Annotated in this window: 16 protein-coding genes and 1 pseudogene; 9 read left to right on the top strand and 8 right to left on the bottom strand. The window is 72.0% G+C overall.

The features are described from left to right. The first annotated feature begins 241 nt into the window (after positions 1-241). Complete coding sequence (locus RIU97_RS15560) at positions 242-1,522, top strand: ATP-grasp domain-containing protein (RefSeq protein ID WP_404957214.1); 1,281 nt, start codon at positions 242-244, stop codon at positions 1,520-1,522. Here the strand turns inward: RIU97_RS15560 and RIU97_RS15555 are convergent. Together RIU97_RS15555 and RIU97_RS15550 are read right to left on the bottom strand one after the other, a co-directional pair. Next, complete coding sequence (locus RIU97_RS15555; RefSeq protein ID WP_404957212.1) at positions 1,492-1,863, bottom strand: cupin domain-containing protein; 372 nt, start codon at positions 1,861-1,863, stop codon at positions 1,492-1,494. The genes RIU97_RS15560 and RIU97_RS15555 overlap by 31 nt on opposite strands. A 101-nt stretch (positions 1,864-1,964) precedes the next feature. Further along, positions 1,965-2,699, bottom strand: coding sequence for an alpha/beta hydrolase (locus RIU97_RS15550; RefSeq protein WP_404957210.1), 735 nt, complete (start codon positions 2,697-2,699; stop codon positions 1,965-1,967). Positions 2,700-2,814: 115 nt separating this feature from the next. On the opposite strand from RIU97_RS15550, the gene RIU97_RS15545 reads away from it, so the two are divergent. From RIU97_RS15545 to RIU97_RS15535, 3 genes are all read left to right on the top strand, one after another. Beyond that, positions 2,815-3,963 (top strand): adenosine deaminase, encoded by a 1,149-nt coding sequence (locus RIU97_RS15545; RefSeq protein ID WP_404957208.1) that lies wholly within the window; start codon positions 2,815-2,817, stop codon positions 3,961-3,963. Positions 3,964-4,102: 139 nt separating this feature from the next. Further along, entirely contained in the window at positions 4,103-4,366 is a 264-nt protein-coding gene (locus RIU97_RS15540; protein WP_404957206.1) for a hypothetical protein, read from the top strand. A gap of 134 nt (positions 4,367-4,500) precedes the next feature. Beyond that, positions 4,501-5,256, top strand: a complete 756-nt coding sequence (locus RIU97_RS15535) for a hypothetical protein (protein WP_404957204.1) — start codon at positions 4,501-4,503, stop codon at positions 5,254-5,256. A 40-nt stretch (positions 5,257-5,296) separates the two neighbouring features. On the opposite strand, the gene RIU97_RS15530 is transcribed toward RIU97_RS15535, so the two are convergent. The 5 genes from RIU97_RS15530 to RIU97_RS15510 form a co-directional block, all read right to left on the bottom strand. After that, positions 5,297-5,497, bottom strand: coding sequence for a PspC domain-containing protein (locus RIU97_RS15530; RefSeq protein WP_327415949.1), 201 nt, complete (start codon positions 5,495-5,497; stop codon positions 5,297-5,299). Positions 5,498-5,553: 56 nt separating this feature from the next. Further along, positions 5,554-6,132 carry a VanZ family protein gene (locus RIU97_RS15525; protein ID WP_404957202.1) on the bottom strand — a complete coding sequence of 193 codons (579 nt, stop codon included), beginning with the start codon at positions 6,130-6,132 and terminating at the stop codon, positions 5,554-5,556. Positions 6,133-6,217: 85 nt separating this feature from the next. Next, positions 6,218-6,856: a PH domain-containing protein gene (locus RIU97_RS15520; RefSeq protein WP_404957200.1), complete on the bottom strand. Its 639-nt coding sequence runs from the start codon at positions 6,854-6,856 to the stop codon at positions 6,218-6,220. A gap of 35 nt (positions 6,857-6,891) precedes the next feature. After that, positions 6,892-7,515, bottom strand: a complete 624-nt coding sequence (locus RIU97_RS15515; RefSeq protein ID WP_404957198.1) for a class F sortase — start codon at positions 7,513-7,515, stop codon at positions 6,892-6,894. An 85-nt stretch (positions 7,516-7,600) separates the two neighbouring features. Then, entirely contained in the window at positions 7,601-8,587 is a 987-nt protein-coding gene (locus tag RIU97_RS15510) for a hypothetical protein (RefSeq protein WP_404957196.1), read from the bottom strand. Between the two features lie 244 nt (positions 8,588-8,831). On the opposite strand from RIU97_RS15510, the gene deoC reads away from it, so the two are divergent. From deoC to RIU97_RS15495, 3 genes are read left to right on the top strand one after another with little or no spacing between them, the layout of a single operon-like run. Then, on the top strand, positions 8,832-9,794 hold the full coding sequence (deoC, locus tag RIU97_RS15505) for a deoxyribose-phosphate aldolase (RefSeq protein WP_404962846.1): 963 nt from the start codon (positions 8,832-8,834) through the stop codon (positions 9,792-9,794). 5 nt (positions 9,795-9,799) lie between these two features. After that, positions 9,800-11,236 (top strand): aldehyde dehydrogenase family protein, encoded by a 1,437-nt coding sequence (locus RIU97_RS15500; RefSeq protein WP_404957194.1) that lies wholly within the window; start codon positions 9,800-9,802, stop codon positions 11,234-11,236. Further along, positions 11,229-12,122, top strand: coding sequence for an aldehyde dehydrogenase family protein (locus RIU97_RS15495; protein WP_404957192.1), 894 nt, complete (start codon positions 11,229-11,231; stop codon positions 12,120-12,122). The genes RIU97_RS15500 and RIU97_RS15495 overlap by 8 nt, the downstream gene beginning before the upstream one ends. Positions 12,123-12,199: 77 nt before the next feature. On the opposite strand, the gene RIU97_RS15490 is transcribed toward RIU97_RS15495, so the two are convergent. After that, positions 12,200-12,553, bottom strand: a complete 354-nt coding sequence (locus RIU97_RS15490; protein WP_404957190.1) for a hypothetical protein — start codon at positions 12,551-12,553, stop codon at positions 12,200-12,202. Between the two features lie 169 nt (positions 12,554-12,722). Here RIU97_RS15490 and RIU97_RS15485 point away from each other — a divergent pair. Then, positions 12,723-12,833, top strand: a pseudogene (locus RIU97_RS15485) (RNA-guided endonuclease TnpB family protein); the annotation flags it as partial. Positions 12,834-12,885: 52 nt separating this feature from the next. After that, positions 12,886-13,521: a uridine kinase gene (locus tag RIU97_RS15480; RefSeq protein WP_404957188.1), complete on the top strand. Its 636-nt coding sequence runs from the start codon at positions 12,886-12,888 to the stop codon at positions 13,519-13,521. Positions 13,522-13,538: the final 17 nt, after the last annotated feature.

Raw genomic sequence — 13,538 nt, 5'->3', positions numbered from 1 at the left:
CGCTCGACGGCGTACGCGTACAGGCGCCGGGCCGCGGGACTCAGCTCCCCGGCGGCTCCGGTCCCTCCGGCCGCTCCGCCTGCTCCGGTCTCCTCTGCGGGCATATTCCCATTCGTCCCGTTCTGTTCATGTCTGTAAACCCCTCGTGTTCCCGCAAGGCGGCAAGACGACGCCTGGCCCGCCGCGACCGGCATATGCCGAACCGGCACAGTGGATGCACGGCGTGAGGGGGGAGCGCGGTATGCGGCAGCGGACGGCCGGTGAGGGGCGGGGGCCCGTGGCCGTCCTGCTGAGCCCGCGGCCAGCCGTGGTGGCGGCCGCCCGCCGTGCGGGCGCGCACACCGTGGTGGTCGCGCCGGGTCCATCGGTGCCATCCGACCGTGAGGGGGCGGAGCGGCGGGTACGGACGGACTGGCGCGACCACCGGCACCTGGTCGGGGCCGTCGGCCGGATGGAGGCCGTCCGGCACGGCCGCGCCGCCGTCTTCGGCTTCGACGCCGCCGGAGCCCTCGCCGCCGCCCGCGCCAACGAGGAGCTGGGCCTGCCCGGCACCCCCACCGCCGCCGTCACCGCCCTCATGGACAAGGCCGCCCTGCGCGCCCGCTCCAACGCCGTGCACCCGGTCCGGCCGGTCTCCTTCGCCCGCTGCGGCCGCGCCGACACGCTCCCCTTCGTCACCGGCCTCATCGGCTACCCCTGCGTCGTCAAGCCCCGGGCGGGCGCCGGCGGGGAAGGGGTCCGGCTGGTCCGCGACGAGGCCGAGGCCCGGGCCGCCGCCCACGGCTACCCCGAGGTCACCGACCTCCTCGTCGAGGAGTACCTCGAAGGCCCGGAGCTCACCGTCGAGGCCCATTCCAGAGCGGGCCGCCACCGCATCCTCGGCTGGGCCCGCCGCCTGCCCGCCCCCGCCGCCCCGCACCTCACCCCCACCAGCTTCGCGGCCACCGGCCACGGCCTGCCGGTGGCCCTGGCCCCCCGGACCGGCGAGGCCGTACGGGCCCTCGTACGCGCCGTCCTCGACCTCGTTCGCCACCGCGACGGCCCCTCGCACACCGGTGTCGTCCTCACCCCGCACGGCCCCCGCCTCGTCGAGGCGCACGCCCGCCCCGGCCCCGAGGAGTTCGCCGGGCTGCTGCGGCTCGCCCACGGCATCGACGTGCTCGGCCTCGCGCTCGCCGCCGGGCTCGGCCTGCCCGAGCCCGTGCGCGTCCCACGCCCGCGCACCGCCCACGCCGGGCTGCGGTACGTGGACTTCCCTCCCGGCCGCCTCGACGGGGTCCGCGCGGCGCTCGCCGCGGCCCGCGCCGTGCCCGGCGTGGCCCGGGTCCAGCTGGAGATCCCGCCGGGCGCCCTGGTCCGCCGTGCCCCCACGGGCGCGCTGCACCACGCCTACGTCCTCGCCACCGCCCCGACGGCGGGCTCGCTGGCCCGCACCCTCGACCGGGCCGCGGGTCTGCTCCGGCAGGGGTCGCCGGGCGGTCTGCGGGGGCCTCAGCCGGAAGGCTTCGCGAAGTTCCCGTAGCCGGTCCAGTCCAGGACGACGCACTGTTCGTCGCCCACGACCCAGGCGTCGTGCCCGGGCGGGATCCGGACGTAGTCGCCCGCCGCGACCTCGATGCTGTCGCCGCCGTCCATGACGATCTGCATGCGGCCCTTCACGACGTACCCGGTGTGGTCGCCCAGGCAGCTGTCCGTACCGGCCAGCGGCTTGATGTGCTCGGACCACTTCCAGCCCGGCTCGAAGACGGCGCGCCCGACCAGGCCGCCGCCGTCCGTCTCCACCAGGTCCAGCCGGCCCTTGCCGCCCTCGAACGGCCGGGTCTCGTCCGCCTTGTCGAAACTCTTGGACACCAGACCGGCCATGGTCATCGCCTCCGTCGGAGAAGCCCGAGTCCTTGCTTTCACTCTACGCGCGGGCTCTCTCTCCGTGCCCGCGCTCCGTGCCCGCGCGGACCGCCCCGCCCTCACCTGCGCAGCGACCTGCCGAATCCGGAGGCGAGCGGCATCCGCAGGCCCAGGGGCGGCGGCGCGGCCAGGGCGTCCGTCACCGGCCGCGAGTACCGCCCCGAGAACACCGCGCCGAGTACGAAGTCCACGGCCAGCGCCACCACTTCGGCCTGGTGCTCGCGCAGCCCGTGGCCGTCCGAATGCACCTCGAAGCGGCAGGTCGAACGATTCGCCTTCTTCGCCCGCGCCGCCAGCCGGAAGGAGGTCTCCGGGTCGCTGCGCGCGTCGTTGGTGCCGTGCACGATCAACACCTGCCGCCCCGACAGCTGTTTCACCGGTTCAGGGGAGTCCGGGGCGGCCGCCTCACCTAAACACGGAGCCATCGCCAGAACGGAGTTGACGGCCCCGTGCCCCGCGGCGCGCAGCGCGGCCAGTCCCCCCGCGTCGTAGCCGGCCAGGCACACCGGCACGTCCCCGTACCGCCGCACCACCTCGTCCGCCGCCCACCCCGCCTGCTCCTCCCGCGAGGACTCCCCGCCGTGGACGACGGTGTGCGTGACCAGCCCGTCCGCCCCGCCCTCCCGGGCCAGCGCCCGCGCGAGCGGACGTACCGGACCGGGGGAGAATCTGGACGCTCCGGGAAGCAGGAGCACCACCCCGTTGACCGGACTTTCCGTCGAACCCGAGCCGGTTCTCGCGCCGGCCGCCCGCCCCAGACGGGCCCCGCGCGCCGGCGGCGCATGCTGTGCCATGGCGGAACAGTCTCAGACCCCTGAGGTGTACGCCATCCGTCCGCGCGGTCTCTGTTACATATCGACGCCCGCCGTGGACACCCCGCTCTACGCGCGTAGGAGCTAGAGTGCGCAGATGACGAGCGAGACCCCCAACCTGCCGACCCCGGATCAGATCCGCCGCTCCCCGAAGGTGCTCCTGCACGATCACCTCGACGGTGGACTGCGCCCCGGGACGATCATCGAGCTGGCCCGCGAGGTCGGCTACGAGAACCTCCCCGAGACCGACGCCGACAAGCTCGGCATCTGGTTCCGTGAAGCCGCCGACTCCGGCTCCCTCCCGCGCTACCTCGAGACCTTCGCGCACACCTGCGCGGTCATGCAGACGAAGGCGGCCCTCTTCCGGGTCGCCGCCGAGTGCGCCGAGGACCTGGCCGAGGACGGCGTCGTGTACGCCGAGATCCGCTACGCCCCCGAACAGCACCTGGAAGCCGGCCTGACCCTCGAAGAGGTCGTCGAGGCCGTGAACGACGGCTTCCGCGAGGGCGAGCGGCGCGCGAAGGCCAACGGCCACCGCATCCGCATCGGCGCCCTGCTGACCGCGATGCGCCACGCGGCCCGTGCGCTGGAGATCGCCGAGCTGGCGAACCGCTACCGCGACAACGGCGTCGCCGGCTTCGACATCGCCGGTGCCGAGGCCGGTTTCCCTCCCACCCGCCACCTCGACGCCTTCGAGTACCTCAAGCGCGAGAACAACCACTTCACCATCCACGCGGGCGAGGCCTTCGGTCTGCCGTCGATCTGGCAGGCCCTGCAGTGGTGCGGCGCCGACCGCCTCGGTCACGGCGTGAAGATCATCGATGACATCGAGGTCGCCGCCGACGGTTCCGTGACCCTGGGCCGCCTGGCCTCGTACGTCCGGGACAAGCGCATCCCCCTGGAGATGTGCCCGACCTCGAACCTGCAGACGGCCGCGGCCGCCTCGTACGCCGAGCACCCGATCGGTCTGCTGCGGAAGCTGCACTTCAGGCTCACGGTCAACACCGACAACCGGCTGATGAGCGGCACCAGCATGAGCCGCGAGTTCGAGCACCTGGTGGACACCTTCGGCTACACGCTGGACGACATGCAGTGGTTCACCGTCAATGCGATGAAGTCCGCGTTCATTCCTTTCGATGAACGATTGGCCATGATCAACGAGGTCATCAAGCCCGGCTATGCGGAGCTGAAGTCGGAGTGGCTGTTCCAGCAGACCGCTTCCACCAGCGGTTCTGTCTCGGCCTAGGCCACGGCATGACGTACTGAAAGCGCCCGGGAGGGGCAATTCCCGGGCGTTTTCTCGTATTTAATGATGTTTGCGGGCGAGGGTTTCAAGTGACTAGTTTGCGGAGCCGCTCAATTCCCCGTCGCAAGGAATACCTTTCATGAAGCAGTCAGCTGCCAAGACCCTCGGCGTCGCCGCTCTCGGTGCCGCCCTCACCGCCGTCGCCGCCGGTACCGCTTCCGCCGCCGTTCCCGCAGTCGGTCTCACCGACGCCCTGGGCACCGTCACCGGCGCCGCCCAGGGGCTCACCAGCCAGCAGCAGGTGAAGGCCGAGGAGGGGCAGCAGTCGAGCGACCCGGCCGCCGCGCTCGCTCCGGTCACCGGTCTGCTCGGCGGTCTGCCGACCAGCAACCTCGGCGGCTGATTCGTAGCTGGATTCGTACGCGAGCACGCGTGGCGCACGCCTGATCGAGTGGGTGGGCGCCGCGTTGTGCCGTGTGCCACGATCGCCACCAACTGCCCGCCGACATAAGCGGTTTGAGGTCCTTGGTCATGCACATGAAGGCACGAGCGACGATGGTCGCGCTGGTCCCCGCCCTGCTCATCGCGGCGGTGGGGTGCAGCAGCGGCACCCCCGCCACGGGCAAGGACCCGGACCCCAAGGGTTCCTCCGGCGCACCCGGCGCCCCGGTACCGTCCGCCGGCTCGACGGGATCACCGGCATCCGCCACGCCGAAGACCGGCGGCACCCGGCTCGACCGCTCCGCGCTGGAACAGGGCGACCTGCCCGGCTACCAGATCTCCGCCCAGGGCAAGAACCCCAATGCCCCGGACGGTCAGCCGCAGGCCGACCGCAAGGCCTGCCAGCCGCTGGCCGACATCATGGGAGACAAGCCGGACCCGGCCGCGCGCCAGACCGTCAACCGCGGCGTCGGCTCCCAGAAGCAGGTCGGGCTCGCCGTGTCCGCCTCCGTCAGCTCCTACGCCGAGAGCGACGCCAAGGCGCTGATCGCCCGGCTCAAGGCCGCCGTGGCCGCCTGCGGTACGGGCTTCTCCGCCACCGTCGAGAAGCAGACCGGCAGCTACCGCGAGGTGCGGGCCGCCGCCTACCGCACGAGCGGCGACGAGACCGTCAGCTGGACCACGACCGCGGCCGCCCAGGGCGTCTCGGCGCCGGTCCACCTGGTCGTCGCACGTGAGGGCGACACCATCGTGCGGCTGATGGCCCTCAACGTGGCGGCGGCCGAGAAGAAGGCCCAGGTACCGCAGGAAGTGGCCGACAAGCAGCTGGAGAAGGTCCGCAAGGCCGGCTGACCGGCCGCCCCGCCGGGCGGCCGCCGATCGCGGCCGCCGGTCACCAGGCGGTGGAGGCGGACTTCTCGTTCGGCAGCAGCACCCACAGCGCGATGTAGATCAGGAACTGCGGGCCGGGCAGCAGGCACGAGACGGCGAAAATGGCTCGCATCGTGTTCGCGGAAATTCCGAAACGCCTGGCCAGTCCGGCGCACACTCCACCGATCCAGCGGCCGTCACGGGGGCGGACAAGGGCGCTCATGGGGTTCTCCTTCGTCGGGATCGCGGTTCTGAAGACCGGCACGGCCTCGCGATGACTCAATATTCCCGCTGGACCGCTGACAGAACGTCGGTCCAGGGGCCGAGCCCGACCCTGGAAATCTTCGGGGTGTTCCCCTGATAAGCGGTGTGTGAACGCCGCAGCCGGGCCCGCAGGGCCGGTACGACGGCCACGTGTGCGAGCAGCACACCGGCGGTGTTCAGCAGCACCGAATCCACGTCGACGACCTGGCCCGGGACGGCGGTCTGGAGCATCTCGATGCTCAGCGAGACCAGCGCGCCCGCGGCGGCGGTCCGGGCCAGCGAGGACCACGCGGACAGCGTCGACAGCGCGAGCCGTCCGCCCGCCAGCGGCAGCAGCACCCCGAGCGGGGCCAGCAGGGCCAGGCCCTCGCCGATCCGCCGGGCCGCCTCCAGCGGCCCGTAGGCGAGGTCCGTCCGGATCCCCTCCAGAGGGGTCAGATTGGCGGCCGCGGCCCAGGGTACGTCGAGCGGCCGAAGGGTCAGCCAGCCGACGACCAGGAGATGGGCGGCGAGCAGGACCCCGGCCAGGAGTCGGAGCCGGAGATGGATCGCGGTGGCGGTGGCGGCGCTGCCGCCGGCCTCAAGACGCTGCACACCTGCGAGGACGCACCACCCGGTAGCCCCGGTTCCGTCCTGACGGGGGGTGTGGCCGGGAGCACCCGGGGCCGCTCCGCGCAGGTCAGCGGATGGCGATGAGGACGATCAGCGCCAGCGCGCCGACCACGGCGGGCGCGATGATCTCGTACGACCAGTGGATGCGCACGCTGCCCTGGGCACCGGCCCGCTCGGCGCCGCGTTCGGCCATCCGCTGCAGCTCGTCCACGATCCGGTCCGCGCTCGCCCGCATCGGCTCGGCCGGCATCCGGGGCTTCTCGCCGGGGCTCCGCTGCTCCCGGTCCTTTAGACCCTCGTAGTGCAGCCGCTGCCGGTTCGCCTTCTTCCGCTCGCGCAGCGAAACGGGCACGGACCACAGCTGGTACTTCGACCCCTCGGCCAGCACCTCCGCCGAGTAGCCGGAGCGCACCGCGTCCACGGCCGCCCAGGGCAGCTCGATGACCCGGAAGGGGTTGCGCACGCGCATCCGGTCGTCGTCGGCGAAGACCGCCGGGCGGATCGTGAACGCCACGATCAGCGGTACGGCGCACAGTGCCAAGGCCACCGCGATCCAGGGAGTGTTCCCCGAGCCGCGCAGTACGGCGTCACCGCAGAGCCACGCGGTCAGCGCGAGCAGCAGTACCCCCGAGACGACGCCCATGGTGGAGCGGTAGACCCGGTCGTCGTGGACGGGCTCATCGGTCGGCTGCTGCTGGCTGCTCATGGGGTCGATTCTGCCCCACTGTGCCGCCGGGTGGATCAGCCGACGAGATCGGCGTACAGGATGATGTTGTCGGGCCGGTGGCCGTCGGTGATCTCGCCGCCGCAGGTGATGATGCGCAGCTCGGGACCCGCGGTGTCCCCGTACACCTTGGCGGTCGGGAACCTCTTCTTGTCCACCTGCTCCAGCTCGCGGACGCGGAAGACGGCCGTGCTGCCGTCCGCCCGCGAGACCGTGATCTGCTCACCGGCGCGCACGCGCGCGACGTCCTTCAGCACGGCCGGGCCGCGCGCGGTGTCGAAGTGGCCGATCAGCACGGCGGGACCGGTCTCGCCGGGGGTGACGCCCCTGGTGTACCAGCCGATCTTGTCCCCGTCGGCCACGGAGGGCACCTCCACGGTGCCGTCGGCGGCCAGCCCCAGCCGCAGCAGCGGGGAGGCGTCCACGCCGGCCGCCGGGATCCGTACGCGTACGGGCGCGGAGGCGGGCAGCGGGGCGGCCACCGTGCGGGCCGCGGGGGCGGTGGTGGGCGTGACCGACGGCGGGGCGGCGGAGGGGGCGGTCGCGCCGGGCGCGGGTGCGCCGGCGGTGGCCGCGCCGCAGCCGGTCAGGGCGGCGGCGAGGAGGACGGCGGCGAGCAGGGGGCGGACGCGGTGGGCCATGCAGGACTCCGGAGACGGCTTTCGGCGGGCCACCGGGTGGGTGGCCCGCCGGAGGAGGGCAGGAACAGGAGGGGATGAGGGCGCGTCAGCCCCGCGTGGGGCGGCGGCGGCGCAGGACCACGCTGGCGCCCAGGGCGCCGAAGGCGGCGATCAGGGCGGCGCCGGCCGTCATGGTGGCGGTGTTTCCGGTGTCCGCGGCGGTCTCGACCGGGAGCTCGGCGCCCGCGGCGACCGGACCCTTCGGGACCACCGACGTCTGTCCCGCGGTCTGCGGCTTCATCGGGGCGGCGGTGGTGGGGGCGGCCGACGCGGTGGGCTGCGGCACAGGCGTGGCCGCGTCTTCCTGCACCTTGTAGTTGAGCTTGCAGCCCTGGGGGAGCCCGGGGAAGTAGGCCTTACCGAGCGGGACGTGGACGCCGCCCTGGGGGTTCGACCACTCGAAGACGGGGTGGGCGCCGCTCGGGTTCACGATGCGCACGTCCCGGCCCGTGGGGTCGGTACGGGTCAGCGTCAACGACCAGGTCCGGGACGGGTCGGCGGAGTGGGCGACGGCCTTGGGGCCCTCCGGCGACATCGTCAGGTCGGCGACGCTGCCCTCCCCGATGTCGACCCGCTCGAGCCGGGAGACGCACTTGTCGGCCGGCGGCGGCGAAGCCTTCGGCAGCGGGTAGGACTTGGCGACCCCGCCCCGGGTGACGACGAGCACGGGCTCGGCGGATTCGGCCTCGGTGAGTTCGAGGTACACGTCGCCGACCTTGTCGGAGGTCCGGGTCCGGTCCAGCTTCGCCACGACCGAGACCATGTAGGGGTCGCCCGGCTTCCAGTCGTGGCCGACCCAGCGGATCCAGGCCTCGGGGCCCTCCTCCTTGTTGCGCAGCACCGCGACCATGCCCTGGCCGATGGCGTGCACCTCGCCCTCGTAGCGGTCGTCGTCCGCGGTGGCGGCCGTCTGCGGCACGGCCGTGACGGGTGCGGCGGCGACCGGGGCGGCGAAGGCGCTGCCGGCGAGGGGTGCGAACACCGCGCCCGCGAGGGCGGCGGTGACGATCGAGGTGCGGAGGGCGGTACGCATAACGACTCCTTGAAGCGTGGGTGAGGAGAGTGGAGGAGAGCCGCATGCCGCGTTGCGTCTGTTCGGTCTGGTGCACCGGGTCAGGTGTGGCGGGCTGCTGAAGAGAAAACTATGGCTCGCGTACGCGTGGAAGATCTTGCTCCTGTCATGGCCGCGTAACAGCAAACGGGGCCCTCGGTTCCGAATGAATCGGAGGGTGGGGGTGACAGGTCGCTACGCGCGTAGATATGCTCATGTGGTGACCATGCCCACCACCCTCACCGCATTCGCTGACGTGACGACGTCCGACAGTGCGCTGCGCCGCTTCCTGCACGGGCTGCCCGGCGTCGACACTGTCGGCCTGGAGGCCCGCGCGGCCTCCCTCGGCACCCGTTCGATCAAGACGACGGCCAAGGCGTACGCCATCGACCTGGCCATCTCGATGATCGACCTGACGACGCTCGAAGGCGCGGACACCCCGGGCAAGGTCCGGGCGCTCTCCGCCAAGGCCGTCCATCCCGATCCGACCGACCGTACGACGCCCATGACCGCCGCGGTCTGCGTCTACCCCGACATGGTGGCCACCGCCAAGGCCGCGCTGAACGGCGCCGACGTCAAGGTCGCCTCCGTCGCCACCGCCTTCCCGGCCGGCCGCGCCGCGCTGCCCGTCAAGCTCGCGGACACCCGTGACGCCGTCGCCGCCGGCGCCGACGAGATCGACATGGTCATCGACCGTGGCGCCTTCCTCGCCGGCCGCTACCTCGACACGTACGAGCTGATCAAGGCCGTCAAGGAGGCCTGCGTCCGCCCCGACGGCACCGCGGCCCGCCTCAAGGTCATCTTCGAGACCGGCGAACTGTCGACCTACGACAACATCCGCCGGGCCTCCTGGATCGGCATGCTCGCGGGCGCCGACTTCATCAAGACGTCGACCGGCAAGGTGGGCGTCAACGCCACCCCCGCGAACACCCTGCTCATGCTCGAAGCCGTCCGCGACTTCCGGGAGCAGACTGGAATCCAGATCGGCGTGAAGCCGGCCGGCGGCATCCGCACCACCAAGGACGCGATCAAGTTCCTGGTCCTGGTCAACGAGACCGTGGGCGAGGACTGGCTGAGCAACCACTGGTTCCGCTTCGGCGCCTCCAGCCTGCTCAACGACCTGCTGATGCAGCGCCAGAAGCTGAGCACCGGCCGTTACTCCGGTCCCGACTACGTGACGGTGGACTGATCACCATGGCATCTGCATTCGAATACGCACCGGCTCCCGAGTCCCGCTCGGTCGTCGACATCGCCCCCTCCTACGGGCTCTTCATCGACGGCGAGTTCACCGACGCCGCCGACGGCAAGGTCTTCAAGACCGTCTCGCCGTCGTCCGAGGAGGTCCTCGCCGAGGTCGCCCAGGCCGGCGCCGCCGACGTGGACCGCGCCGTCAAGGCCGCCCGCAAGGCCTTCGAGAAGTGGTCCGCGCTGCCCGGCTCCGAGCGCGCCAAGTACCTCTTCCGCATCGCCCGGATCATCCAGGAGCGCAGCCGCGAGCTCGCCGTCCTGGAGACCCTGGACAACGGCAAGCCGATCAAGGAGACCCGCGACGCGGACCTCCCGCTGGTCGCCGCCCACTTCTTCTACTACGCCGGCTGGGCCGACAAGCTCGACCACGCGGGCTACGGCGCGAACCCGCGCCCCCTCGGCGTGGCCGGCCAGGTCATCCCGTGGAACTTCCCGCTGCTGATGCTCGCGTGGAAGATCGCCCCGGCGCTCGCCACCGGCAACACGGTCGTGCTGAAGCCGGCGGAGACGACCCCCCTCTCGGCCCTGTTCTTCGCGGACATCTGCCGCCAGGCGGGCCTGCCCAAGGGCGTCGTCAACATCCTCACCGGCTACGGCGACGCGGGCGCGGCCCTCGTCGAGCACCCGGACGTCAACAAGGTCGCCTTCACCGGCTCGACCGCCGTGGGCAAGAAGATCGCCCGCCACGTCGCCGGCACCGACAAGAAGGTCACCCTGGAGCTGGGCGGCAAGGGCGCCAACATCGTCTTCGACGACGCCCCCATCGACCAGGCCGTCGAGGGCATCGTCAACGGCATCTTCTTCAACCAGGGCCAGGTCTGCTGCGCGGGCTCCCGCCTGCTGGTCCAGGAGTCGATCCACGACGAGCTGCTGGACAGCCTCAAGCGCCGCCTCTCCACGCTGCGCCTGGGCGACCCGCTCGACAAGAACACCGACATCGGCGCGATCAACTCCGCCGAGCAGCTCGCCCGGATCACCGCGCTCGCGGAGACCGGCGAGGCCGAGGGCGCCGAGCGCTGGTCCCCGGCGTGCGAGCTGCCGTCCGCCGGCTACTGGTTCGCCCCGACGCTCTTCACGAACGTCACCCAGGCGCACACCGTCGCCCGTGACGAGATCTTCGGCCCGGTGCTGTCCGTGCTGACCTTCCGCACGCCCGACGAGGCCGTCGCGAAGGCCAACAACAGCCAGTACGGCCTGTCCGCCGGCATCTGGACGGAGAAGGGCAGCCGCATCCTCGCGGTCGCGAACAAGCTCCGCGCGGGCGTCGTCTGGGCCAACACGTTCAACAAGTTCGACCCGACCTCGCCCTTCGGCGGCTACAAGGAGTCGGGCTTCGGCCGCGAGGGCGGCCGCCACGGCCTGGAGGGCTACCTCGATGTCTGAGTCGACCCGTCTGAACGTCTTCAAGACCTACAAGCTGTACGTCGGGGGCAAGTTCCCCCGCTCCGAGAGCGGCCGGGTGTACGAGGTGACGGACTCAAAGGGCAACTGGCTGGCCAACGCGCCGCTGTCCTCCCGCAAGGACGCCCGTGACGCGGTCGTCGCCGCGCGCAAGGCCTTCGGCGGCTGGTCGGGCGCGACCGCGTACAACCGCGGCCAGATCCTCTACCGCATCGCCGAGATGCTGGAGGGCCGCCGGGAGCAGTTCGTCCGCGAGGTCGGCGAGGCCGAGGGGCTGTCCAAGTCGAAGGCCGGCGCCGTCGTGGACGCGGCCGTCGACCGCTGGGTCTGGTACGCGGGCTGGACCGACAAGATCGGCCAGATCGTGGGCGGGGCCAACCCGGTCGCGGGGCCGTTCTTCAACCTCTCCACCCCGGAGCCGACCGGCGTCGTGACCGTGATCGCCCCCCAGGACTCGTCGTTCCTGGGCCTGATCTCGGTGATCGCCCCGGTCATCGCGACCGGCAACACGGCGGTCGTGATCACCTCCGAGAAGTCTCCGCTGCCGGCCCTCTCCCTGGGCGAGGTGCTCGCCACCTCCGACCTGCCCGGCGGCGTGGTCAACATCCTGTCCGGCAAGGCCGCCGAGATGGGCCCGCACCTGGCGTCCCACCAGGACGTCAACGCGATCGACCTGGCCGGAGCCGATGCGGCGCTGGCCAAGGAGCTGGAGATCGCGGCGGCCGACAACCTCAAGCGCGTCCTGCGTCCACAGCCTGTGGGCGACTGGAACGCCGACCCGGGCACGTCGCGCATGACGGCGTTCCTGGAGACCAAGACGGTCTGGCACCCCACGGGGTCGCTGGGCTCGGGCGGATCCTCGTACTAGGAGAAGATCCCCGCGAACCGGCCCCGGCAGCGTCCCCCGCGCTGCCGGGGCCTCCGCGTACCCGCTTCCCTACTTCTTCACTTCTTCGGCAGGACCGGCCCGAGCAGCGAGGAGACCGCGGCGGTGGGCAGCTCGCCGACGGACGGCCCCTGGGTCAGGACCCCGGTGACCATGCCGGTGCCGACGGCGGGGAAGTCCGCGACCTTGGTGGCCACGCCGTTGTCCAGCGGGTCCACGCCGGTGTGGGCGAGCGGGTTCACCTTGAGGTTCGCCACCGGATCGGTGACCCCGGCCAGAGCCGCCGGCACATCGAGCTCACTGGCCTGAGCACCCCCCGCGGCCATCGCGAGCGCGGCGCCCGCCATGGAGACCGTCAGACCCGCGGAACGGAGCCGGCTGCTTGCGGAGGAGGCTGCTGCGTGGCGTGCCATGGGATTCCCACCCTGTGGTCGTATGCGGTCGATCGTAATCATGCGCGCACGCAGCGTAGTGGAGCCGCGCTCCTCGAGACCAGCGGGCAGGTCCGCGGGCCGATGAGGTCACTCGTTCGTGGAGGCCGTCGGGAATCGGGCGAGGGTGGCGAGGCGGGGCGATACGTTCGCACCGAGAGACAAGAATTCCGCATACGTGATGTCGGTCCGGGCTGGTCTCAACCCGGCTGGCGCCGATCGCGGAAGACCTGACAGCCCGCAGGGCTGCCAGGCTGCGTGAGTCAGGAATCCCCTTTTGTCTTTTCGCGGGGGAGGATTCAAACTGGTGTCCCGTGAGCTCCTCCTCTCCTTTGCCGACGCGTGTCGTCCTTCTGACCGGACCCTCGGGATCCGGCAAGTCCTCGCTGGCGGCCCGCTCGGGGCTGCCCGTGCTGCGCCTGGACGACTTCTACAAGGAGGGTGACGACCCGACCCTCCCGCTGGTCGAGGGCAGTTCGGACATCGACTGGGACTCGCCGCTGTCCTGGGACGCGGACACCGCCGTGGCGGCGATCGAGGAGCTGTGCGCGGCGGGCCGCACCGAGGTCCCGGTGTACGACATCGCGACGTCCTCGCGGACCGGGGCGGAGGCGCTGGACATCGCGCGCACGCCGCTGTTCATCGCGGAGGGGATCTTCGCGGCGGACATCGTCGCCCGCTGCCAGGAGCTGGGGCTGCTCGCGGACGCGATCTGTCTGCGCGGGCGGCCGTCCACCACCTTCCGCCGCCGGCTGGCGCGCGATCTGCGGGAGGGGCGCAAGTCGGTCCTGTTCCTGCTGCGGCGCGGCCTTCGGCTGATGCGGGCGGAGCGGGGCATCGTGGCGCGTCACATCGCGCTGGGCGCGCACGCGTGCGGCCGTGACGAGGCCCTCGGCCGCCTCGCCGCGGCCGCCGCCGGCCGCCACCGCCACACCCCCGCTCCCGCCTAGCCCCCGCCCGGCCCCCG

This window comes from Streptomyces sp. 147326 (genome assembly GCF_045000215.1).
GTDB lineage: Bacteria > Actinomycetota > Actinomycetes > Streptomycetales > Streptomycetaceae > Streptomyces.
This window is presented reverse-complemented; position numbering and strand designations above follow the sequence as displayed.

Excerpts from the sequence above, each read along its gene's own strand:
- RIU97_RS15560 (WP_404957214.1), top strand. The coding sequence starts at position 242 with ATGCGGCAGCGGACGGCCGGTGAGGGGCGGGGGCCCGTGGCCGTCCTG.
- RIU97_RS15555 (WP_404957212.1), bottom strand. The coding sequence starts at position 1,863 with ATGGCCGGTCTGGTGTCCAAGAGTTTCGACAAGGCGGACGAGACCCGG.
- RIU97_RS15550 (WP_404957210.1), bottom strand. The coding sequence starts at position 2,699 with ATGGCACAGCATGCGCCGCCGGCGCGCGGGGCCCGTCTGGGGCGGGCG.
- RIU97_RS15545 (WP_404957208.1), top strand. The coding sequence starts at position 2,815 with ATGACGAGCGAGACCCCCAACCTGCCGACCCCGGATCAGATCCGCCGC.
- RIU97_RS15540 (WP_404957206.1), top strand. The coding sequence starts at position 4,103 with ATGAAGCAGTCAGCTGCCAAGACCCTCGGCGTCGCCGCTCTCGGTGCC.
- RIU97_RS15535 (WP_404957204.1), top strand. The coding sequence starts at position 4,501 with ATGAAGGCACGAGCGACGATGGTCGCGCTGGTCCCCGCCCTGCTCATC.
- RIU97_RS15530 (WP_327415949.1), bottom strand. The coding sequence starts at position 5,497 with ATGAGCGCCCTTGTCCGCCCCCGTGACGGCCGCTGGATCGGTGGAGTG.
- RIU97_RS15520 (WP_404957200.1), bottom strand. The coding sequence starts at position 6,856 with ATGAGCAGCCAGCAGCAGCCGACCGATGAGCCCGTCCACGACGACCGG.
- RIU97_RS15515 (WP_404957198.1), bottom strand. The coding sequence starts at position 7,515 with ATGGCCCACCGCGTCCGCCCCCTGCTCGCCGCCGTCCTCCTCGCCGCC.
- RIU97_RS15510 (WP_404957196.1), bottom strand. The coding sequence starts at position 8,587 with ATGCGTACCGCCCTCCGCACCTCGATCGTCACCGCCGCCCTCGCGGGC.
- deoC (WP_404962846.1), top strand. The coding sequence starts at position 8,832 with ATGCCCACCACCCTCACCGCATTCGCTGACGTGACGACGTCCGACAGT.
- RIU97_RS15500 (WP_404957194.1), top strand. The coding sequence starts at position 9,800 with ATGGCATCTGCATTCGAATACGCACCGGCTCCCGAGTCCCGCTCGGTC.
- RIU97_RS15495 (WP_404957192.1), top strand. The coding sequence starts at position 11,229 with ATGTCTGAGTCGACCCGTCTGAACGTCTTCAAGACCTACAAGCTGTAC.
- RIU97_RS15490 (WP_404957190.1), bottom strand. The coding sequence starts at position 12,553 with ATGGCACGCCACGCAGCAGCCTCCTCCGCAAGCAGCCGGCTCCGTTCC.